Annotated in this window: 17 protein-coding genes; 16 read left to right on the forward strand and 1 reads right to left on the reverse strand. The window is 30.1% G+C overall.

Features of this window, described 5'->3' with window-relative positions; all coding sequences use genetic code 11:
- Window positions 1-17 precede the first annotated feature (17 nt).
- The 7 genes from CW731_RS06655 to CW731_RS06685 all read left to right on the forward strand — a co-directional run bounded on the left by CW731_RS06655 (window position 18) and on the right by CW731_RS06685 (window position 13566).
- Window positions 18-725, forward strand: a complete 708-nt coding sequence (locus CW731_RS06655) for a TIGR00730 family Rossman fold protein (protein ID WP_100945980.1) — start codon at window positions 18-20, stop codon at window positions 723-725.
- Window positions 726-788: 63 nt separating this feature from the next.
- Window positions 789-3599, forward strand: coding sequence for an aminopeptidase (locus CW731_RS06660; protein ID WP_100945981.1), 2811 nt, complete (start codon window positions 789-791; stop codon window positions 3597-3599).
- A 128-nt stretch (window positions 3600-3727) separates the two neighbouring features.
- Window positions 3728-4468, forward strand: coding sequence for a hypothetical protein (locus tag CW731_RS06665; protein ID WP_157812201.1), 741 nt, complete (start codon window positions 3728-3730; stop codon window positions 4466-4468).
- Window positions 4469-4479: 11 nt separating this feature from the next.
- On the forward strand, window positions 4480-6264 hold the full coding sequence (locus CW731_RS06670) for a hypothetical protein (protein ID WP_100945983.1): 1785 nt from the start codon (window positions 4480-4482) through the stop codon (window positions 6262-6264).
- Between the two features lie 307 nt (window positions 6265-6571).
- Window positions 6572-8218, forward strand: coding sequence for a hypothetical protein (locus tag CW731_RS06675; protein WP_100945984.1), 1647 nt, complete (start codon window positions 6572-6574; stop codon window positions 8216-8218).
- 323 nt (window positions 8219-8541) lie between these two features.
- On the forward strand, window positions 8542-10995 hold the full coding sequence (locus tag CW731_RS06680; RefSeq protein WP_100945985.1) for a thiamine pyrophosphate-dependent enzyme: 2454 nt from the start codon (window positions 8542-8544) through the stop codon (window positions 10993-10995).
- 132 nt (window positions 10996-11127) lie between these two features.
- Entirely contained in the window at window positions 11128-13566 is a 2439-nt protein-coding gene (locus CW731_RS06685; RefSeq protein ID WP_100945986.1) for a zinc-dependent metalloprotease, read from the forward strand.
- A gap of 37 nt (window positions 13567-13603) precedes the next feature.
- On the opposite strand, the gene CW731_RS06690 is transcribed toward CW731_RS06685, so the two are convergent.
- A complete protein-coding gene (locus CW731_RS06690) occupies window positions 13604-14875 on the reverse strand; it encodes a DUF2851 family protein (RefSeq protein ID WP_100945987.1) in 1272 nt (423 codons plus the stop codon).
- 111 nt (window positions 14876-14986) lie between these two features.
- On the opposite strand from CW731_RS06690, the gene CW731_RS06695 reads away from it, so the two are divergent.
- From CW731_RS06695 to CW731_RS06735, 9 genes are all read left to right on the forward strand, one after another.
- Window positions 14987-15619 carry an NAD(P)H-dependent oxidoreductase gene (locus CW731_RS06695; protein ID WP_100945988.1) on the forward strand — a complete coding sequence of 211 codons (633 nt, stop codon included), beginning with the start codon at window positions 14987-14989 and terminating at the stop codon, window positions 15617-15619.
- Between the two features lie 149 nt (window positions 15620-15768).
- Entirely contained in the window at window positions 15769-17232 is a 1464-nt protein-coding gene (locus CW731_RS06700) for an aminoacyl-histidine dipeptidase (RefSeq protein ID WP_100945989.1), read from the forward strand.
- A gap of 189 nt (window positions 17233-17421) precedes the next feature.
- The gene (locus CW731_RS06705; protein WP_100945990.1) at window positions 17422-18186 is read left to right on the forward strand and encodes a ParA family protein; all 765 of its coding nucleotides are present in this window, start codon (window positions 17422-17424) and stop codon (window positions 18184-18186) included.
- A 2-nt stretch (window positions 18187-18188) separates the two neighbouring features.
- Window positions 18189-19073 (forward strand): ParB/RepB/Spo0J family partition protein, encoded by an 885-nt coding sequence (locus CW731_RS06710; RefSeq protein WP_100945991.1) that lies wholly within the window; start codon window positions 18189-18191, stop codon window positions 19071-19073.
- Window positions 19074-19664 (forward strand): DUF5683 domain-containing protein, encoded by a 591-nt coding sequence (locus CW731_RS06715; RefSeq protein WP_100945992.1) that lies wholly within the window; start codon window positions 19074-19076, stop codon window positions 19662-19664. It abuts the gene before it with no gap.
- Window position 19665: 1 nt separating this feature from the next.
- Window positions 19666-20367, forward strand: a complete 702-nt coding sequence (gene dapB / locus CW731_RS06720) for a 4-hydroxy-tetrahydrodipicolinate reductase (RefSeq protein WP_100945993.1) — start codon at window positions 19666-19668, stop codon at window positions 20365-20367.
- A 131-nt stretch (window positions 20368-20498) separates the two neighbouring features.
- The gene (gene lepB / locus CW731_RS06725) at window positions 20499-22202 is read left to right on the forward strand and encodes a signal peptidase I (protein WP_100945994.1); all 1704 of its coding nucleotides are present in this window, start codon (window positions 20499-20501) and stop codon (window positions 22200-22202) included.
- A 2-nt stretch (window positions 22203-22204) separates the two neighbouring features.
- Complete coding sequence (locus tag CW731_RS06730; protein WP_100945995.1) at window positions 22205-22807, forward strand: WbqC family protein; 603 nt, start codon at window positions 22205-22207, stop codon at window positions 22805-22807.
- A 156-nt stretch (window positions 22808-22963) separates the two neighbouring features.
- On the forward strand, window positions 22964-23539 hold the full coding sequence (locus CW731_RS06735) for a Crp/Fnr family transcriptional regulator (RefSeq protein WP_100945996.1): 576 nt from the start codon (window positions 22964-22966) through the stop codon (window positions 23537-23539).
- Window positions 23540-23560 lie beyond the last annotated feature (21 nt).

The following is a 23560-nucleotide window of genomic DNA, read 5'->3' on the forward strand; positions in this document are numbered from 1 at the left end:
TTTTAAAATTATAGATTATGACGAATGATGATAGAAAAATAAAAGAAAAACTACAAACGAAAACTTGGAACGAGATTAAAACAAACGATTCTTGGGCTATTTTTAAAATAATGGCAGAGTTTGTAGATGGGTACGAAAAATTAAGTAAAATAGGCCCTTGTGTTTCTATTTTTGGTTCTGCGAGAACAAAACCAGACCATCCTTATTATAAATTAGCAGAAGAAGTTGCTTTTAAATTAACTCAAAACGGTTATGGTGTAATTACTGGTGGTGGACCAGGAATTATGGAAGCTGGTAATAAAGGAGCACACAGAGGAAAAGGAACTTCTGTAGGTTTAAATATAGAATTGCCTTTTGAACAACATGACAATCCGTGGATTGATCAAGGGAAAAGTTTAGACTTCGATTACTTTTTTGTTAGAAAAGTAATGTTCGTAAAATATTCTCAGGGTTTTATTGTTATGCCTGGTGGTTTTGGTACAATGGATGAACTTTTTGAAGCAATTACTTTAATTCAAACAAATAAAATTGGTCGTTTTCCTATTGTTTTAGTAGGTACAAAATTCTGGGGAGGTCTATTAGACTGGATAAAGAACACGCTTTTAGAAGAAGGTAATATTAGTGAGAAGGATTTAAAATTATTTAGAGTTGTAGATACTGCAGATGAAGCTATTGAACACTTAAATAACTTCTACGCGAAACATCAATTAAAGCCTAATTTTTAATTTCATCCGTAAATTTTCTAAAAAAAAACTACAAAACAGCTATTTATAATTTATTTATTTTTATTGAAAAATCGTTATTACACATTTGTTATAGTACTGCTGTTTAGTAGTTTTATTTTTGCACAACAAAATGCAATAAACATAAAAGCTACTTTAAATTCTGATGAAGATAAGTTAATGATTCAGCAAGAAATTGTGTACTACAACAATTCAGACGATGCATTAAATCACATTTTCCTTCACAATTGGGCAAATAGTTTTAAAGATCGAAAAACGCCACTTTCGAAAAGGTTTATTGAAGATTTTAGAAAAGATTTATACTTTTCCAGTAAAGATGACATTGGTTTTTCAGACATTAAAAACATTTCTATAGATTATAATAGTATTGTTTATAAAGAACTAGAAAACAAACAAGACATAATTCAACTTTTTTTAGAGACACCTATAGAACCTAAAGAAAGTACCACGATAAGTATTACCTATTTCATAAAAATACCCAACGCTAAGTTTACTGGTTATGGTGCCTATGATAATGGCTATCGTTTAAGGTATTGGTATATAACGCCTGCTATTTACAAAGATGGTTGGCAAATAATGAGTAACTTAAATTTAGATGACTTATTTGAAGATTACACCACTTTTAATATTAACCTTAAAATACCAAAAGAACTTTCTTTAGTAAGTAGTTTAAAACAAACCGTTAAAAGTGATAAAGTCTTTAATTCTTATAAATTATACGGAAAAAATGAGAAAGATGTAATTATAGATATTCAGAAAAAAAATACCTTTCAGAATTTTAGTACAGATGCTCATGAAATACAAACAGATATTTTAGACAAAGAATTAAACGCCAGCTTAACAAAAGATATTTTAAATAGAGAACTACAGTTTTTAACAGATTACTTAGGTGTTTTACCAACAGATAAAATTCTTATAGATGAAGTAATGCGTAAGAAAAACCCTGTTTATGGTCTGAACCAGTTACCAAGTTTTATAAGACCTTTCTCAGATGTTTTTAAATATGATTTAACTTTATTTAAAGCGCTATCAAAAAAATATTTAAAGCAAACATTATTAGTAAACGAAAGAGAAGATTACTGGTTAATAGATGGATTACAGAACTATTTAATGATAGAATATGTGAATAAATTTTATCCAGAAATTAAATTATTAGGAAAAGCTTCAGACAGTTGGTTTTTAAAAAGGTTTAATATTTCTAAGTTAAAATTCAATCAAAAATACCCATTTGTATATCAATTTACAGCAAGAAAGTATTTAGATCAACCCTTAAATACGTCTGCGGACTCTCTTTCTAACTTCAATAGAAAAATTGTTAGCAAATATAAAGCGGGCTTAGGTTTTAATTATTTAAAAGGATATTTAGGTGAAGCCGTTTTAAACAAAAGTATCAAAGAATTTTATCAAAAAAATAAACTTCTTGTTACAAAAAGTTCCGATTTTAAAAATGTTTTATTACTAAATACAACGAAAGATATTGAATGGTTTTTTAATGATTTTATTAAGACAAATAAAAAAATAGATTACACCATTGGTAAAGTAAAAGAAACAAAAGATAGTTTAAAAGTTACAATAAAAAATAAACGAAATATTACTGCGCCAATTGCTTTCTACGGAATAAAGAACAATAAAATTGAATACAAAAAATGGTTTTCTAATATAAGTGACACCTTAACAACGAGTGTTCCTAAAGGAAAATTTGATCAGTTGGTTTTAAATTATGAAAACATATACCCTGAATACAATACTCTAGATAATTATTACCATACAGACAAAAAAATCTTTAATAAACCTTTTAAATTTACGTTAATTAAAGACGTAAAAGCACCTAATTATAATCAATTATTTTATCAACCTAGTTTTAGTTATAATTATTATGACGGTTTAACTTTAGGAGTTAAACTTCATAACAAACCCTTAATTAAAAGAAATTTAGAGTTTAGAATATCTCCGGGCTACGCAACTAAGAGTAATATGATAAATGGTTCTTTTTCAGTCTTGTATAATCATTTTTTTGAAGACACAAGTATCTACAAAATCGCTTACGGTATCACAGGAAATACATCACAATATGCACCAGAGTTATCTTATAGTTCCTTAATACCTTATGTAGACATTCAATTTAAGAGAAAATCTCTAAGAGATGCTACTAGTAAATTTATTAAAGCTAAAATTGTTCATATAGACAAAGAAATTTCACCACTAGAAATAAAAACGCCACAAGATAATTACAGCGTTTTTAGCTTGAGTTATAATTACATTAATCCTGATATTATAGAAGAGACTCGCTATACCTTTAATACCGAATTTGCTAAAAAGTTCTCTAAGGTTTCTGCAGATTTTAGATATAGAAAACTAACCTCTACAGACACACAGTTAGATTTTAGAGTTTTTGCAGGAGCGTTTATTCACAATAATTCTAAAGGAGATTATTTTAGTTTCGGTTTAGATAGAGCAAATGATTATTTATTTCAACTTAATTATTATGGTCGATCAGAAGATTCTGGTATTTTTAGTCAACAATACATTATTACAGAAGGTGGTTTTAAATCTGTTTTACCCACAAGATTTGCCAACCAATATATGTTGTCTTTAAATTCGAGTATTGGTTTATGGCGTTGGATGGAATTCTACAATGGTGTTGCTTTTTTAAAGAACAAAGATGAACGCATTTTCTTTGGTTTCGAAAACGGAATTCGTTTTAACTTTATTCATAATATTTTTGAATTATATTTTCCATTATACTCCAATAATGGTTGGGAAGTTTCACAAGAGGCATATCCTCAAAAAATTAGATTTACCTTTACAGGAGATCTTGGTTCTATTTACAACTTTTTTAGAAGAGGCTTCTTTTAGTAATTTAACACTTTTTTCTCCACTTTATCACTTTTGTAACGCTTTTGTAACGCTTTCTATAGTCGTTTTTTCTCATTATTCAGTTTATTTGCAGCTTATAACTAAAACTATAACAAATTAAAAACTACATGAAAATCAACCTATTACTCGCATCAATTGTGTTTTGCTACGGCATGCAAAGTTTTGCACAGCAATTACCAAACACTTTAAAAGAAAAAAACAGTACTTCTTTAGGTTCTTCTAACAAAGATCTAAATGAGACTGCAAAAATTAGAAAAAACGGACTAAATCTCTCTTTCGGAACTTCAGGTTTCGGTTTTGGGTATGCGAGAAAATTGAGCCAGAAGTTTAATGCTATGATTGCTTATAGTAGCATTAACATTAAAGACAAAGAAGTTGATGTTTCTAAATTTTTAGACAATGATGATGTAGATTTTTTAGGTGGTGCAAGTAGCACTATTTTAGATGTAGGTGCAGAATATGTGCCCTTTAAAAACTCTTCATTTAAACTAGCTTTTGGACTTGGTTTTTTAAATAATGTACAAATTGATGGATTGATTACCTACAAAGAAGGCATACAGTATGGAGATGTTATTATTGCCAAACAAGATGTTGGTAAAATAATTATAAACTCTAAATGGTCTGGTGCAGCTCCTTTTATAGGCTTCGGTTTTGGTAGGGCAATCCCAAAAAATAGATTTGGTTTTGGAATAGATATAGGTACTTATTTTGCAAAATCGCCAAAAGTAAGTTTAGAAGCAGATAAATTACTAGCACCTACGCAAGACGAACAAGAAAATTTACAAGCTGCTTTTGAATCTTTAACTTTTATACCTAGAATACAATTTAGAGTAACTTATAATTTTTAATAAAGAAAACCATGAAAAACACAATAAAATATTTAGCTTTTACCATTACAATATCACTTGCTTTTTTAGTAAGTTGTAGTGAGTTTACAGAAAAAATAAACAACTTTAACGTAGGTGTTACTAACGCTATTTTTGAGCAATCTGCCGTAATTGAATTAAAAGATTATTTTGGAGACCAAGCAAATATAGTAGCAACGGATTTTACAGTTACCTTTACTGGTGCAGACGCAGATAAATTAGTAAACGAAGCTGGTGAGTTTACACTTACAGAAACAGATGGTTTTATTCAATTAAATGCAAATCCAAACAAAAGTACAGGTGTAAAGGAATTAAATTTTGATATTACTGTAAGTGGTGGCAATTACGTAACACATACGTATCCTGTAAAATTAACAGACACTACAAATTATGTACCGCTAATATTATTAAATAATAATAGAATAAAATTAAACGGTATAGATACAGCAAGTAAATCCGCAGTTTTAACAAATAATGCTACAGTTGCAGAATTAGATATAGAAACCTCTAATACCAATTCTTTAAGTAAAAGTACTGTAAACATAAAAACAGGTACAATTTTTAAAAATGCGGCTGGAAACACACTAAACGGTAACAATTTAAATGTTTATTTAGAAAATACCGATGCCAATGGAATTACTCAATATTTATCTGATTATACTTTTAAGGATGCCAATGGAGTTACTAAAAACAGTGGTGCAAAGTTTTACACAGGAAACACAGAAATAACAATGGATATTGATGGTGCTGATGTAAAAGAATTTACAAAACCTATTGATGTAACTATACAGATATCTGCTACTGCAAATAACCCATTCACTAATAAGACTGTTAAACTTGGAGACACTTTACCTGTATATACCATAGAAGAAGACTCAACAGAATGGACGTACCATGGTTTAGGTACTTTGGTTGCTGGTGCAAATACAGAATCTTTTAGCATTTCATTTCAAACTACTCATTTATCTAGCTATTCAGTTATAGAATTTGTAGACCTTGGTTGTGATAGTATAATAGATTATAATTATGATATAACTGCAGAAAATTTACCAGAAGATTTTTCTGGGTCATTGACAATTGATGTTTTGATAAACATAGGAAATAAGCAAGACTCCAAGGAAGGTGCTATTAATTTGTTTGAAGTTGAAATAGAAAATGGTAAAATAACCTCAATCATAAAGAAACTTGAAAGACTAGACACTAATCTGCAAGGCTCAATTTATGGTTTCGCAGGATTACAAAGTTTCGCAAATGCTCTTAACAACGCCGTTAACTCTGCGATTTTAGAAGCTTTAAAGGAAATAATAAATTCTGGCAAGGATAAAGAGATATATACTTTTGGAGAAAGTGAAGGTCCACTTTCTGGGGGAATAGAATACAAAGTTGCTGTAAAGTTAAATGGAGAAATTATTAGAAATAATATATCTTCTATTTCAACTTTTACAGATTGTAATTTAGCTATTAATTTAACTAAAGGATCAAGTTTACCAAGTCAAAAAACGATTGCCGTTGGTGTTGCTGCTAATTGTGGCGATAAAAACTTTATTCCAGATGGTTTTCATATATATGTAGAAAGATCTAATGGTGCTTTTAGTTACGAAGGTACTTTTAATAAAGGTTTTGTCTTTTTAAAAGGTTTTGAGCTTGGTAAAGAATATAATTTTAAAATATTTTACCAAGGCAAAAGTTATTTTCATAAATGGACTTTTAATAGTACTACTTTTTTCGACTTTGAGTTTAAACTACCAGATGGCGTTTGTGATCAAATTAGTTTATAATAAATAATTTTTTAAAAGCATTCTAATATCTAGGATGCTTTTTTTGTTTCTAAAATAATTAATGAAGTAAAAAATATAGACTACTTTAAAAGCATGTTCTTTCTAAAAAAAAATAATTTTTAAAAAATTTAATACACAAAGAGTTACTCATAATAATATTTAAACTGCTACTTCTATCAGCATGCACCATTCTAATTTTATTAAATAATAATTATCTTCGTTTTCTTTAGATAAATAAATGAAGGTAAAATTAATAGTATTTTTCTTTTTATTGGGTTGTGCAACGTCATTTTCCCAGTACAAACAGATGCTTAAAAAAGCATACAAAGATAAAATTAAAGATATTGATGTGTTGTATCGAAATACAATTGACATATCTACTAACGACTCTTTATACATTACTAGCTATACCAAAAAAATGGAACAATGGGCTTTAGCAAATGATGATAATGAACTTGCTTTAGAAGCAGAATTATTAAGAGGATATACAAATTGGTATATTTATGGACGTAAAAACCTTGAAATAATTCAAGATTTAATTTATCTAGCCTATAAAGGAAAAAAACAAAAAGTTTTTCATATAGAAGCACGCGCTGTTAATGTTATTGCTACCCATTATTGGTCTATTAAAAATTATGAAAGTGCCTTTGAGTGGTTGTTGCAATTGGCAAAAATTTTAGAAGAAGTTAATTCTGTAGATTTTCCTAATATGGCAGCTCATTTAAATTTTATAGGACGGTGTTATTACAATTTTCAAGACTACACAACTGCGCTTATTTATTATCAAAAATCTGGTAGCTTAGAAAAAACGGCGTTTAACTCTAAAGCCGTGCTTGAAGCACAAAATACAGTGGGCTTGTGTTATCAAAAATTAGGCGAATTAAAACTTGCAAAACCTTATTTTTTAAAAGTAATTGAAGACACTTCTGAATATAAAAACATTGTTTGGAAAGGAATTGCTTCTGGAAATTTAGGCTATAATTATTATTTAGATAGTAAGTATGAAAAAGCCATTCCTTTTTTTAAAATTGATATTAAAAATGCACTAAAAATAAATGAACCTGGTCTTGCTGCAGGCTCTATTATACCTTTAGCTGATATTTATTTAAAGCAAAACAAATTTGCGGATTCAAAATTAAAAATTGACCAAGCGAGATTGTACATTCAACAATCCGGTCAAACAGATCGGCTTTTAAAATTATACCCAATAATGAGTAATTGGTATGCTGCTAACAAACAAGCAATTCTTAGTGCTGCTTATTTAGACTCTACATTAATAGCTGTTCATGCTTACAGTAAAAAATATAGTAGTTTAAAACTATTAAGAGCTAGCCAAAAAGTTGAAGCAAAAGAAAGAGCATTAGCATTAGAGAAAGTAAAAGCAGAAAGTAAACAAAAACTTACACAGCGTAATTTTATTATTCTACTAATTACAGTATTGCTCGCAACAAGTTTCGTTTATTTTTGGTTTCGAAATAAATACCTCTTAAAAGAAAAACAAGTTAAAGAATTAGCACTCGAAAACACTCAAAAGGCATTAGAAAGCGCGAAGAGTCAGCTAAAAAGCCTAACACTAAAAGTACGTCAAGACAACAACCTTATTGCTGAGTTTCAAAAAGAAAAAAACGCTACAAATAACCCAGAATTTCTATTAAACCTGAAGTCTCAAAATATTTTAACCTTAAGTGATTGGGAGCGATTTCAAAAATTATTTAAAGAAGGGTACCCTAACTACATTAAGTACCTCAGAGCATATTACTCAGATTTAAGTCAAGCAGAAATACGTTGTTTGTGTTTAGAAAAATTATCATTAAACAATAATGAAATGGGCTTACTTTTAGGTGTTTCAACAAATACAATAAGAGTAACGAAACATCGAATTCGAAAAAAATTAAACCTTCAAAGTCAAGATGATTTAGGAAAGTTTGTTCAAAATTTTAGAACAAATAAATAACAAATTCACCACGCAAATAAAAACGCCTACAATTAAAATAAATTCCTATTCGTACATTTTTAAAGTAATTGAAGTCCATCAAAATTGGTTACAAAATCTAAAAACCTGTACTTAAAGCATTTCTTTTTAGCTTAATTATAGCAGTTATTTGAAGTCGTTAACCCATCAAAAATGCATAATGAGTTTTAATAATTAACTATTTTACATTATCCATAATAAAAACAATATTATTCAATACAAAATTACGATATTAACAATGAAACAAAACATTTTTAAATATCAACTAAAAAAACTACCTTTGCAAAAGCTTAAATTCAGAGAAAATGTCACAAAAAACGCTTATTCAAGATAAAAAAGAACTTTCATTTATAGATTTTAAAGAAGAAGTTTTAAATGACTATAAAATTGCTAAGATTAGTAGAGAATGTAGTTTACTTGGTAGAAGAGAAGTTTTAACAGGAAAAGCTAAATTTGGTATTTTTGGAGATGGTAAAGAAGTACCACAATTAGCGTTGGCAAAAGCCTTTAAAAAAGGAGATTTTAGATCTGGCTATTACAGAGACCAAACTTTTATGATGGCCATTGGAGAGCTTACACCACAGCAATTTTTTGCTGGTTTGTATGCACACACAAATATAGAAATAGAACCAATGTCTGCCGGTAGACAAATGGGAGGGCATTTTGCAACTCATAGTTTAAATGAAGACGGTAGCTGGAAAAATCTTACAGAACAATACAATTCTAGTGCAGATATTTCTCCTACAGCGGGGCAAATGCCACGTTTACTAGGTTTGGCTCAAGCTTCTAAAATTTATAGAAACGAAAAAAGTGTTCAACATAAAACTAACTTCTCTAAAAAAGGGAATGAAGTTGCGTGGGGAACGATAGGAAATGCAAGTACAAGTGAAGGATTGTTTTTTGAAACCATAAACGCTGCTGGTGTTCTACAAGTACCAATGGTAATGAGTGTTTGGGATGATGAATATGGAATTTCTGTACACGCAAAACATCAAACTACAAAAGAAAGTATCTCTGAAATATTAAAAGGGTTCCAAAGAGAAAAAGGTACTAATGGTTATGAAATTTTTGTAGTAAATGGTTGGGATTATGTACAGTTAATTGACATTTACAACAAAGCTGCAAAAATAGCTAGAGAAGAACATGTACCTGTTTTAATTCATGTAAAAGAATTAACACAACCTCAAGGACACTCTACTTCTGGCTCTCATGAAAGATATAAAGATAAAGATAGACTTCAATGGGAAAAAGACCATGATTGTCTTGAAAAAATGCGAAAATGGATTTTAGATTTTGAACTAGAAACAAATTCTGGTAAAACTTTGCGTTTTGTAGATTCTGAAGAAGAAATAATTATTTTAGAAAAAGAAGCTAAAAAATTAGTAACCACAGCAAGAAGAAATGCTTGGAACGCTTATAACAACGAACTAATTGAAGAAGCAGTAATTGCGACTAAACTCTTAAAAAGAGTTGCAGAAAAAAGTAACAATGGCGCATTTATAACTAAATACAATAACGATTTAGAGAAAATAGCCGAACCAATTAGAAAAGATATTTTAATTGCTGCAAGAAAATCGCTTCGTCACTTAAAAGAAGAGGAATTTGCAGAGAAAACTGAATTACAAAACTTTATAAAAGCAACGATAAAAGATTCGGCAAATAAATATTCTTCTTATTTATTAAGTGAAAGCAATTACAGCGCTTTAAATATTACTGAAAAGAAACCTACATACGCTCAAGATCAAAACTTGGTAGACGCAAGAGTTGTAATGAGAGATAATTTTGATGCTATCTTAAAAAAGCATCCAGAAGTAGTTATTTTTGGTGAGGATGCAGGTTTTATTGGAGATGTAAATCAAGGCTTAGAAGGGCTTCAAGAAAAATACGGTGATATTAGAATCTCTGATACAGGAATTAGAGAAGCAACAATTATTGGACAAGGTATTGGTTTGGCAATGCGTGGTTTAAGACCGATTGCAGAAATTCAATATTTAGATTATTTGCTATATGCACTTCAAATTATGAGTGATGATTTAGCAACACTTCATTACAGAAGTTTTGGTAAACAAAAAGCACCTTTGATTATTAGAACACGTGGTCACAGACTAGAAGGAATTTGGCATGCAGGTTCTCCGATGGGAGGAATTATAAATAATGTTCGTGGAATGCATGTTTTAGTACCTAGAAACATGACTAAAGCTGCTGGTTTTTACAACACTTTATTAGATGGTGATGAACCAGCCTTAGTTATAGAGTGCTTAAATGGATACCGTTTAAAAGAAGAATTACCTACAAATTTAGCAGAATTTAAAACACCAATTGGTTTTGTAGAAACTGTTAGAGAAGGTACAGATATTACTATTGTTTCTTATGGCTCTACTTTAAGAATTGTTGAAGAAACCGCGAAGGAGTTACAACAAGTTGGTATTGATATAGAAATTATTGACGCTCAAAGTTTATTACCTTTTGATTTGAATAGTGATTGTGTAAAAAGTTTAGCAAAAACAAATAAATTATTAGTTATTGATGAAGATGTTCCTGGAGGAGCCTCTGCGTATCTTTTACAAGAAATTTTAGAAAAACAAAATGGTTACCAACATTTAGACAGTAAACCTGCTACACTTACAGCAAAAGCGCACAGAACTGCTTATGGTACAGATGGCGATTATTTCTCTAAACCTTCTGCAGAAGATATTTTCGAAAAAATATATGATATTATGAATGAATCAAATCCAAATAAATTTAAGAGCTTATATTAAAAATTCATTTTACATAAATACTCAAAAGCCCAAAAATATTAGATTTTTGGGCTTTTTTTTTAACATAATTGTAAGAATTACATTCGATGGTTTTTGATAAATTAGTAGATTAAACTATCAAGAAACTACCGCATGAAAAAACTACTATTATTTTCATTATTAATTACATTCCTTTATCCTTTAAACACTAACAGTCAGAGTGGAAAAATAAAAAAGAAGAAAAATAGAAAGACAGAAAAAACTACTGCAAAAGACCCTCAAAAGAAAAGTAAAACTTCAAAATATTCTGATTTTGTAAAAAAAGATACAAAAACAGATGAAGGCCTATTTAAAGTCCATGACAACGAAGACACTTTTTTGTATGAAATCCCGAAGTCTTACCTAGGTAAGGAAATGTTATTAGTAACAAGAATTAAAGAAATTCCTGCTGGTTTAGGTGGTGGTTATGTAAATGCTGGTTCTAAAATTAATACACAAGTTATCGTTTGGGAGCACTATAAAAACAAAGTACTTTTAAAGGTAAAATCCTATAACGCAATTGCTAATGATTCTTTACCTATTTACAAATCTGTAAGAGCAAATAATTTAGAACCTATTATTTATGCATTTGATGTGAAGTCTCAAAATATAGATTCTACTGCAGTTTTGGTAGATGTTACAAAATTCTTTTCTACAGACGTAAAAGCAATTACAGGTTTACCTGCTTATTTCAGAAAAACATACAAGGTAAGGAAGTTAGATGCTGCAAGAAGTTTTATTAAAAGCATTAAAAGTTACCCAGAAAACATAGAAGTTGTACAAGATTTTACGTTTGATGCAGATGCACCACCAAGTAATCAAAGTACAAATACCATTACAATACGCATCAATCAATCTATGATTTTGCTACCAGAAGAACCAATGATGTCTAGAGTTTACGACAAACGTGTTGGGTATTTTTCTTTAGGAAATGTAGATTATAATTCAGAAGCTTTAAAAGCAGATAGCAAGAGATATATTAAACGTTGGAGACTAGAACCAAAAGATGAAGCGGCCTATAATCGTGGTGAATTGGTAGAACCAAAGAAACCAATTGTTTATTATTTAGACCCTGCAACACCAGAAAAATTAAGAAAGTACATCAAACAAGGTGTAGATGATTGGCAAAAAGTTTTTGAAACTGCTGGTTTTAAAAATGCAATAATGGCAAAAATGCCACCAACTAAAAAAGAAGATCCAGAATTTAGTATGGAAGATGTTCGGTATTCTTCTATTAGATATGTAGCGAGTACCACAAGAAATGCTGTTGGGCCAAGTGTTTCTGATCCAAGATCTGGTGAAATTTTAGAGAGCGATATTATTTGGTATCACAACCATTTGCGCTCTTACAGAAACAGGTATTTACTAGAAACTGGTGCAGCAAATCCTTCTGCAAGAACCCTAAATACTTCCGATGAAGAAATTGGAGATATGATGCGAATGGTAATTGCACATGAAGTTGGGCACGCTTTAGGTTTGCCTCATAATATGGCAGCAAGTTTTGCATACCCTACAGATTCTTTACGTTCTGGAGATTTTACTCAGAAAAACGGAATTGCAGCAACCATTATGGATTATGCGAGGTATAATTATGTAGCACAACCTGGAGACAAAAACATTCGTTTTATTAGACAATTAGGGCCTTACGATCATTATTCGATTAATTGGGGGTATCGTAAAATTCCGAATATAAACACACCAGAAGACGAAGTGAAAACGTTAGATAAATGGATTGAAGAGAAAGCAGACAATCCTATTTATAGATTTGGTGGCGAACGCTTTGATCCTTCTGCACAAACTGAAGGAATTGGAAACGACCAAGTAAAAGCGAGTAGCTATGGCGTTAAAAATTTAAAAATTGTTGCTAAAAACTTACCAAACTGGACTTCGAATCAAACCAATAATTATGAAGATTTAAGTGAATTGTATGGTGAATTATTAAGCGTTTGGAACCGATATGTTGGTCATGTTGCTGGTAATATTGGTGGTGTTTATGAGTTCAATAAAAAACCATCTCAAACAGGAAATATTTATGTTCCGGTTACAAAATCGAAACAAAAAGAATCTTTAAACTGGTTACAGAAAAACGTTTTTAAAACACAAGATTGGCTGCTAGATAAAAATATTTTAAATAAGATTGATGAAGCTGGTTACACAGAAAACATGGCGAAGTATCAGAACAGGTTATTAAGTACATTACTAAATACTAGAACTCTAAAGAGAATGATGGACGCAGAAGTTATTCAAGAAAATAACTATGCTGCAGTTGATATGATAAGTGATTTAAGAAGAGGTCTTTTTTCTGAAATTACTACCACTAAAAACGTAGCTGTTTACAGAAGAAACCTTCAAAAATCATTCATTAATACTTTAAACCGTTTAATGAAAGATCCTTCTATAAAAAACACAGATATTTCTTCTATAGTTCGTGGTGAACTAACAACTCTAAAATACCAACTGAATTCAGCAAGTAAAAGGGCTGTAAATAAAATTACAAAGTACCACTATAAAGATGCAATTGTAATGATTAATGCTATTTTAGACCCGAAATAATTACATAACAAATGCTGTAAAGGCAGAAAATTAGTAATTATTTTCTTAAAAGCTGAACTCCTATTGCGCATTCTAAACAACGTTTTGGTGCGCAATAGTTGTTTTTAAGCTCTAACAAAGCTTGCGAATCAAAAGCATTTTTTGCTTTAATTTTAATTTCAGAAAACTTAGAAATAATATTATTTTTTTCTGGTTTCATCTTTTTTAGAATTTCTAAAAATGATTCCTCATCAACTTCTCCCTTACTTTTTTGATATAGAAATTTCAACGGAATTATAGTGTTTATAATCAATAAGTCTACAAACGAATTGGTGAGTTTTTTTGGTGATGTTTTTGATACTGATTCAAAATTATAATGTGTTTTCCAAAACGGATCAACTTCAACAGCAAATAATTCATAAAAATCTTTTAAGCGATGTAGTGTTATTAGTTTAGAAAACAAATTTTGATGTTTATGAAACAAAGAAACTAATTGAGCAATTCTAATTGTGGGAAAATTATTGGGACGCATTCTAAAAAATGAAAACTGTTCTTTTGCAATAGGTTCCAAATTATGTTTATGTCTTAAATAAGTGTATTCTTTTTTTAATTGTTGATGATATTCGTTTTCAACCTCCTCTTCTAAAAATCCTGCTTGCCCGAATAATAATGCAGCAAACTCATTTTCATTAAAACTCATTTTCTGAACAACAGAAAAATCTATGGATTGTGCCAATCTTAAAAAAGGATCTCCATTTATTTTCAAACCGAAATTCTTTGCTAATAATTGAAACAGAATAGCTTCAAAATTATTATTTTCTTGTTGTAACAAAACACCTATTTCGCCAGATTTTCTTTCTAAGCGTTCAAAAAACAAGCGTTCTTTCCAATTCGAAAACGTAAAAATATCTATCGTAGCAATACCATTGTTGCAAGGAATCCAACTTGTTGGTGTAAAAAATAATTTTCTATAATTATTTAAAACACTTTCAGCTACTAAATCTTTTAAAACCAAGGTTGGTATTGGTTTGCTATTTTTCATAAAAACAGTTGCATCGTTTTCCCAAACAACATGTAAAATTACTGCATCATAATTCACGTCAGCTTCGTGATGATGCACATACCAATCGGAGGCTTTTAAATGAATTTCTACATTGCCTATCCAAATTTGATCTTCAATTTTCAGGTGAGCACTTAGAAAATCTGGACCAGCATTTTTATTATGCAAACCTGGTTTTAGAATTGTTAAACGCTCATTATCCGAAGTTTTAAAATTAACCTTAGAGAACATTTTATACTTCCATACATATTGTAGAAAATCCTCATTCATGCTTTTTCTTTTAAAAGTACAAAAAAAATGATACTTCTATCAGTTTATATAATTGACAACATATTAAAAAACAACAATATTGCCTTATTTTTGCACTTTAAAAAAGCATAAATGAATATTATAGATAATTTAAAATGGCGCTATGCTGTTAAAAAATTCGACACAAATAAAGAACTTTCAGAAGCACAAATTCAAGTTTTAAAAGAAGCTTTTAATTTAACGGCTACTTCTTATGGTTTACAACCTTTAAAATTAGTAGTTATTAAAAACAAAGCAATTCAAGAAAAATTAGTTTCGGTTTCTTGGAACCAGCCACAAATTCTGCAAGCTTCTCACCTATTGGTTATCTGCATACAAGATAATTATACCACTAAAGAAGTAGCAAGTTATTTTAATTTAGTGCAAAAAGTTAGAAAAACACCCGATGAAATCATCAATCCGTTTAAAAAATTTTTAACGGCAGAAATAGCAAAAAAGACACAAGAAGAATTATTTATTTCAAATAAAAACCAAGCATACATTGCACTTGGTAATCTAATGACTGTTTGTGCTTCTCAAGAAATAGATGCGTGCCCAATGGAAGGTTTTATTCCAGAAAAATATGATGAAATTTTAGATTTAAAAAAGCACAATTTAAAATCGGTTTTAGTTATGCCTGTAGGTTTTAGAGCAGAAGACGATTATATGAAGGCTTTAATAAAAGTTAGAAAAGAGCTTTCTGAAAGTATTATTGAAATCAATTAAACTTCAATTTTAAAATTTTATATCTCGACTTCATTAAAAAAGATAAATACCTTCTTTTTTAATGAAGTCGAAACTTTTAAAACTATACTATAATCTTTCCAAAACAAATAGAAAGCTGTATTTTTGAAGTGAAATTAAAAGATATAAAAATGAGTTCAGCAATAAGAAATTTAGCACCGAAAGAAGTTTGGAATATGTTTGCAGATTTAAATGCAGTTCCTCGTCCTTCAAAAAAAGAAGAACGCGTTATTGAATTTATGGTCAATTTTGGTAAAAACCTAAATTTAGAAACTTTTGTAGACAGCGTTGGCAATGTTATCATAAAAAAACAAGCTACAAAAGGTTTCGAAGACAGAAAAACAGTGGTTTTACAGAGTCATTTAGACATGGTTCATCAAAAAAATGCAGAGACAGATTTTGACTTTGATACAGAAGGAATTAAAATGTTGATTGATGGAGATTGGGTAACTGCAGATGGCACTACTTTAGGTGCAGATAATGGCTTAGGAGTGGCAGCAATTATGGCTATTTTAGCTTCTACAGAAATTGAACACCCAAGCTTAGAAGCGCTGTTTACTATTGATGAAGAAACAGGTATGACTGGTGCAATGGGTTTAGAAGCTGGCGTTTTAAAAGGTGATATTCTTCTTAATTTAGACACAGAAGAAGATGACGAAATTGGTATGGGTTGTGCTGGTGGCGTTGATGTAACTGCAACAAGAAACTACAAAGAAGAAGCTGTTTCAGAAAACTCACTTGGGTATTCTATCTCTGTACAAGGTTTAAATGGTGGGCATTCTGGAATGGACATTATTAAAGGTCTAGGAAATGCCAATAAAATAATGAATCGTTTGTTATTTGATGGTTTCACAAATTTTGGTTTAAGAATTTCTGAAATTAACGGTGGTAGTCTTCGTAACGCAATTCCAAGAGAAAGTTTTGCTTTAGTTTCTATAGATACTGTTTCTAAAGAAGCTTTTTTGTTTGAAACAAACCTACTTATTAAAACTATTAAAGAAGAATTTGCTACAATAGAAAATAATTTAACTATTGAAATTAAAGAAACTTCACTTCCAGAAAAAGTAATGGAATTAGGAGTGCAAGAAGGTCTTGTAAAATCTGTTTACGCTGCATTAAATGGTGTTTATAGAATGAGTCCGGATATTGAAGACTTAGTAGAAACCTCTAATAACATTGCCAGAATCATAGTAAAAGATGGCGCAATTAAAATTGGATGCTTAACACGCTCTTCTTCTGAAACTAACAAAATAGATTTAGCAAATTCATTAAAAGCTGCTTTCGAATTGTCTGGTTTTGATGTTGAGTTATCTGGAGAATATCCTGGTTGGCAACCTAATGTAAATTCAGAAATTTTAGATGTAGTTTCTAACTTATATGAAAACTTACATGGTGAAAAAGCACAGGTTGCTGCTTGTCATGCAGGTTTAGAATGTGGTATTTTAGGACAAAATTACCCAGAAATGGACATGGTTTCCTTTGGACCAACAATTAGAGGAGCGCATTCTCCTGATGAACGAGCAGGTATTGTGTCTACACAGAAATTCTGGAAATTTTTAATTGAAATTTTAAAGAATATTCCAAAAATAAAATAAAATAATAAAAATTTAAAACCGAAGATTTTCTTCGGTTTTTTTATGCTCCTTTTGTGAAAAAAGAAACAACAATCTCTTTTAATGTACTGTAAATCAAATTATTAAAACTTTATCCTTTTGTTAACATCTTTCACTTCTAAAAGTCATAAAAAAATGTAATTTTACATTTAGAAAAATCGACTTATTTTCATGGGCAAAATCATTGCAATAGCAAATCAAAAAGGTGGAGTTGGTAAAACAACCACAAGCATAAATTTAGCAGCTTCTTTAGGTGTTTTAGAAAAAAGGGTATTGTTAATAGATGCAGATCCACAAGCAAACGCGTCTTCTGGTTTAGGAATCGATGTTGATACGGTTGAAGGTGGAACGTATCATGTTTTAGAACATACACTTTCTGCAAAAGAAGCAGTTATAAAAACAGATTCTCCGAATGTAGATATTATTCCGGCACATATCGATTTAGTAGCCATTGAGATAGAACTGGTAGATAAACAGGATAGAGAATACATGCTTAAAAAAGCATTGGTAGATATTAAAGACGATTATGATTATATTCTAATCGATTGTGCACCCTCTTTAGGTTTAATCACCTTAAATTCTTTAGTTGCAGCAGATTCAGTTATCATACCTATTCAATGTGAATATTTTGCTTTGGAAGGTTTAGGAAAACTTTTGAATACTATTAAAAGTATTCAAAATATTCATAATGCAGAATTAAATATTGAAGGGCTTTTATTAACAATGTTCGATTCTCGTTTACGTCTTTCTAACCAAGTTGTAGATGAAGTTAGAAAACATTTCTCTTCTATGGTTTTTGATACTATTATTAGAAGAAACACACGTTTAGGAGAAGCACCAAGTTATGGCGAAAGTATTATTGCGTATGACGCAACTAGTAAAGGGGCTGTAAATTACTTAAATTTAGCCCAAGAATTATTAAAAAAGAATTCGTAAAAATGGCAAAAGCAACTAAAAAGCAAGCTTTAGGAAGGGGATTATCTGCTTTATTACAAGATACACCAAACATTAACTCTGCAACAGATAAAAACGCAGACAAACTAGTTGGTAGTATTATAGAACTTGAATTAGACTCAATTGATGTAAACCCTTTTCAACCTAGAACTTACTTCGATGAAGAAGCATTAAGAGAATTGGCTAGCTCTATTAGAGAATTAGGTGTAATTCAACCAATTACAGTTCGTAAATTAGAAGGAAATAAATTTCAATTAGTTTCTGGAGAACGTCGATTTAGAGCTTCAAAATTAATAGGAAATAAAACAGTACCCGCATATATTAGATTAGCGAATGACCAAGAAATGCTAGAAATGGCCTTGGTAGAAAACATTCAGCGTAAAAATTTAGACCCAATAGAAGTGGCGCTTTCTTACCAACGTTTAATTGATGAAATTCAGCTAACACAAGAAGAATTAAGTACAAGAGTTGGAAAAAAACGTTCTACAGTAACCAACTATTTGCGTTTGTTAAAATTAGATCCTATTTTACAAACAGGAATGAGAGACGGTTTTATCTCTATGGGACATGGTCGCGCAATGATTAATGTAGATAATACAGAAGACCAATTGGCTATTTATGAGAAAATTTTACGTGATAAACTTTCTGTTAGACAAACAGAAGATCTAGTAAAAAGCTTAAAAACAGGGGCAATTGCAAAACCAAAGAAAAAAACAATACCACCTTTTGTTAAAAATAGCTTAAGAGATATAAGTGCATACTTTGGTAACAAAGTAGACGTTTCTATAAGTACGAATGGAAAAGGAAAAATATCAATACCTTTTGATTCGGAAGAAGATTTTAACCGTATTAAAAACTTATTAAAATAAGTGATTTTAAAAAGAATCATATTTACGTTTTCGATTTTATTTATCTCTCTTGGCATTTTTAGTCAGAAAGACTCTACGAATGTAAAAAAAGTAAAAACAAAAGAAAAAATATTTGTGCAAGAAGGCGTCTACAAACCTCTAGCACCTTCTAAAGCTGCGTTTTACTCTGCTATTTTTCCTGGAATGGGGCAAATTTACAATAAGAAATATTGGAAAGCACCAATTGTATGGGGAGCATTAGCTGCACCAACTTATTTTTATTTGACAAACAACAGCGATTATAAGCGTTATAGAAGAGCATATAAGCTAAGAAAAACTGGGTTTCAGGATGAGTTTACAGACCACTTAGGTGTTGTTTCTGTTTCATTAGAAACCCTAGAAAGAGCACAAGAACAATTAAGAGAAAATAGAGATTTGTCTTTAATGTGGGGTGTAATTTTATACGTTTTACAAATTGTGGAAGCAAGTGTTAACGCACATTTATTACAATTTAATACAGATGATAATTTGTCTTTTGGTCCTACATTTGTTCAGGATCCGATACTCTTTGACGCTCCGAAAGTTGGTTTTACACTAAAATATACATTTTAAAATGAAAATTGCATTGTTAGGTTATGGTAGAATGGGAAAAGAAATTGAAAAAATTGCAATTTCTAGAGGTCATGAAATCGTTATAAAAAAAGATATTGATGCCAATATTGACATTAATTTAGCTGATGTTGCTATCGATTTTAGCGTACCAACTTCTGCTTTTAATAATATTTCTAATTGTATTAAAAATAAAGTTCCTGTAATTTCTGGAACCACTGGTTGGTTAGATAAATACCAAGATGCAGTAAAACTTTGTGAAAAAGAAAAAGGGGCTTTTATTTATGCTTCTAACTTTAGTTTAGGGGTAAATATCTTTTTTGAACTGAACAAACAACTCGCTAAAATGATGAATACTTTAGAAGATTATAACATTTCTATGGAAGAAATTCATCATACTAAAAAATTAGATGCGCCAAGCGGAACAGCAATTACTTTAGCTGAAGGAATTATAGAAAATTCTTCTAAAGAAAACTGGGAGTTAGGCGAAAATTCATCCGAAAAAAATATAGCTATTGTTGCAAAAAGAATTCCTGAAGTTCCAGGTACACATACGGTTTGGTATGATTCTGAAGTTGACTCTATAGAAATTAAACACACAGCGCACAGCAGAAAAGGGTTTGCTTTAGGTGCTGTTGTTGCTGCAGAATGGATTCTTGGTAAAACAGGAGTTTTTAATATGAAAGACGTGTTAAACATCCGTTAAAACAGTAACATTTTAATAAAAAGACTACTAACTAAGTTATAACTTATCTCCTCGAGTGCAATAGAGGGTTTTAGTCTCAATTACAAAATAAAGATCTCTACTGCGCTCGAACAGACATCAAAATAAAAATTATGAATTTTACTGAATGGTTTATCTTTTTTCTTGTAATTCAAATACTTCACTTTTTAGGTACTTGGAAACTATATGTAAAAGCTGGTAGAAAAGCATGGGAAGCTGCAATTCCTATTTATAATGGCGTTGTTTTAATGCAAATAATTAATAGACCAAAATGGTGGATTATCTTACTATTCATTCCGATTGTAAATCTATTAATGTTTCCTGTAATTTGGATTGAAACCATTAGAACTTTTGGCTTTTATAAAAAATTAGATTCACTTTTAGTAATCGTTACTTTAGGTTTGTATATCTTCTATATTAACTATGCAACTGATGTAAAATATAATACAAACAGAAGTTTAAAACCTCGTTCTGAATTTGGTGAATGGGTAAGCTCTATAACCTTTGCTATTATTGCTGCAACTTTAGTGCATACGTATTTTATGCAACCTTTTACAATACCAACATCTTCTTTAGAAAAATCTTTATTAGTAGGAGATTATTTATTTGTAAGTAAGTTTCATTATGGTGCTAGAGTTCCATCTACAGTAATTGCATTGCCAATGGTGCATGATTCTATTCCACTAACAAAATCGCCTTCTTATTTAAAAAAGCCTCAATTACCTTACACAAGGTTACCAGGTTTACAGAATATAAAAAATAATGATATTGTTTGTTTTAATTGGCCTGCAGATACACTAGCAACAATGTGGGGAGATACTTCCGGTAAATTCACCTACAAGCCCGTAGACAAAAAAACAAACTACGTTAAGCGTGCCGTTGGTATTGCTGGAGATTCTTTAGAATTAAGGAATGGTTATGTATACATTAATGGAAAGAAAAATGAGCTTCCAGATAGGGCTAAAATTCAGTTTTATTATACGTATGAAGCAAAATCTGCAATAGACAACAATACATATCCTAAATTTTTAATTAAAAAAGAAAGAACAGGAGTTTACAGAATATTGTCTGAATATTGGAACAATTCTAAAGTACAGGAAGCTATAAAGCATAACGGAAACTTGTCTAAAATTAGCTCAGACTCTTTATATACAGAAGTTGCTGGAGGTATAAACCCTGAGTTTGCTAGACGTTTAAAAATGGAGTCTGTTGCAAATAAAATTAATATTAATTTAACGGAAGACGAAGCTATTCAATTAAAAAAACTGCCTCAAACAGTTTCTGTTAAGAAATTAAATTTTAATGCAGACAATGCTATTTTTCCACATATAGAAAATAATCAATGGAGTCAAGATAATTTTGGGCCTATTTACATACCTAAAGCTGGAGCAACAGTAAAGTTAGATGCAACGTCATTACCTTACTACGAACAGATTATCAAAAATTATGAAAACAATGATTTGGCAATTGTAGGAGATGCTATTTTTATCAACGGAGAAAAAGTAGAGTCTTATACTTTTAAGCAAGATTATTATTGGATGATGGGAGATAATAGACACAATTCTTTAGATGCACGTTACTTTGGGTACACTCCTTTTGATCATGTTTTAGGAAAACCTGTAATGGTATGGTGGAGTTGGGATGCAAATGCGGCAAGTTTTGGCGAAAAATTAAAATCGATTCGTTGGGACAGAATTTTTACTACCGTTGGAGGAAGTGGAAAACCTGTTTCTTACAGATATTTTGTTTTAGGTTTAATAGCAATGTATATAGCTTATAGTGTATTTAAGGGAAAGAAAAAGGCTACTAAAAAATAACAATGGCGTTATTTATACCTACTTATTTCTCACCTATTTCACAATATTCAGAAATAACAAATGCTGAAGAGTTAAGTTTTGAAATGGATGATAATTTTCAAAAACAAAGCTTTAGAAATAGATGTTACATTTTTAATACCAATGGAAAACAGTTATTAAATATTCCTGTAAAACATCCTATTTCTTCTGGTAGAAAAAAAACGAAAGACACACTTGTAGAAAATGCTACACCTTGGCAAGACCAACATTTTAAATCTTTAAAAACAGCTTATAGAAATTCACCTTTCTTTGAATTTTATGTTGATGATATGGCCCCAATTTTCGAAAAAGAGTATCGTTATTTACAAGACGTAAATATTGATACTTTCTTATTTGTTTCTGAAGCCTTACAAATAAACACTCATTTCGATAAAACAATTGCGTACTCTACAGAAATAGAAAATAACGACTTTAGACACCTCGCAGAAGTAAAAAGCCAACCTAAAAAATTAGTAGATAAATACATTCAAATGTTTGATGACAAACATGGTTTCATCCCCAATTTATCCATTTTAGATCTTCTTTTTATGGAAGGCCCTAATGCAATTAGTTTCTTAGAAGAATAAATAAAATACTTTATTTAAAATTAAAAAAGTATAAAATATTTTTCAATTCTTCTAGCAACCATAAACAGCGATTTTCTTTTTCTTCTAAAAAATTTAAAAAAGTCTATTTTTTTTATGCTATCTTTAGTATCTACAATTCTTAAAAATTAAAAATAAATGGACATTCTCAAAAAATTTATCAGTACTCAAATTGATATTGATGAAGAATCTGAGAATAAATTTATCTCTTTGGCAACTTTAAAAAATTTCAAAAAAAATGATTTCCTAAGTAAAGTTGGTGAAATAGCAACTAACTTCTACATTATAAGGTCTGGAATGGTAAGATCTTATTATATAGATGAATCTGGAAAAACACACATAAGAAATCTTTTTTCAAGAATGAAGACCACTGGAGATATAGGTGCTTTAATAACTGGTAACCGTACAAAGTTACATTATGATTGTCTTACAGATTGTGAAATCTATGTTATAAATTTTGAGAAATTTAAAGATATCGCTAAAAACAATCATGGCTTTTCGAAGTTTTATAATACGATGTTAACTAAAATTGTTTTATTGTTTGAATCTAAAGTTTATGATTTATCTGTATTGAATGCTACAGAAAGGTATTTAAAGTTGAAAAAAGAAATACCAGAAATAGAAAATCTTATCCCTCAGTACCATATTGCTTCCTACTTAAACATAACTCCAGTACAATTGAGTAGAATAAGAAAAGAAATCTATTCTAATTAAGTAAAACTAACTATTACTTTA

The sequence above is a fragment of the Polaribacter sp. ALD11 genome, assembly GCF_002831685.1.
Taxonomy (GTDB): Bacteria; Bacteroidota; Bacteroidia; order Flavobacteriales; family Flavobacteriaceae; genus Polaribacter.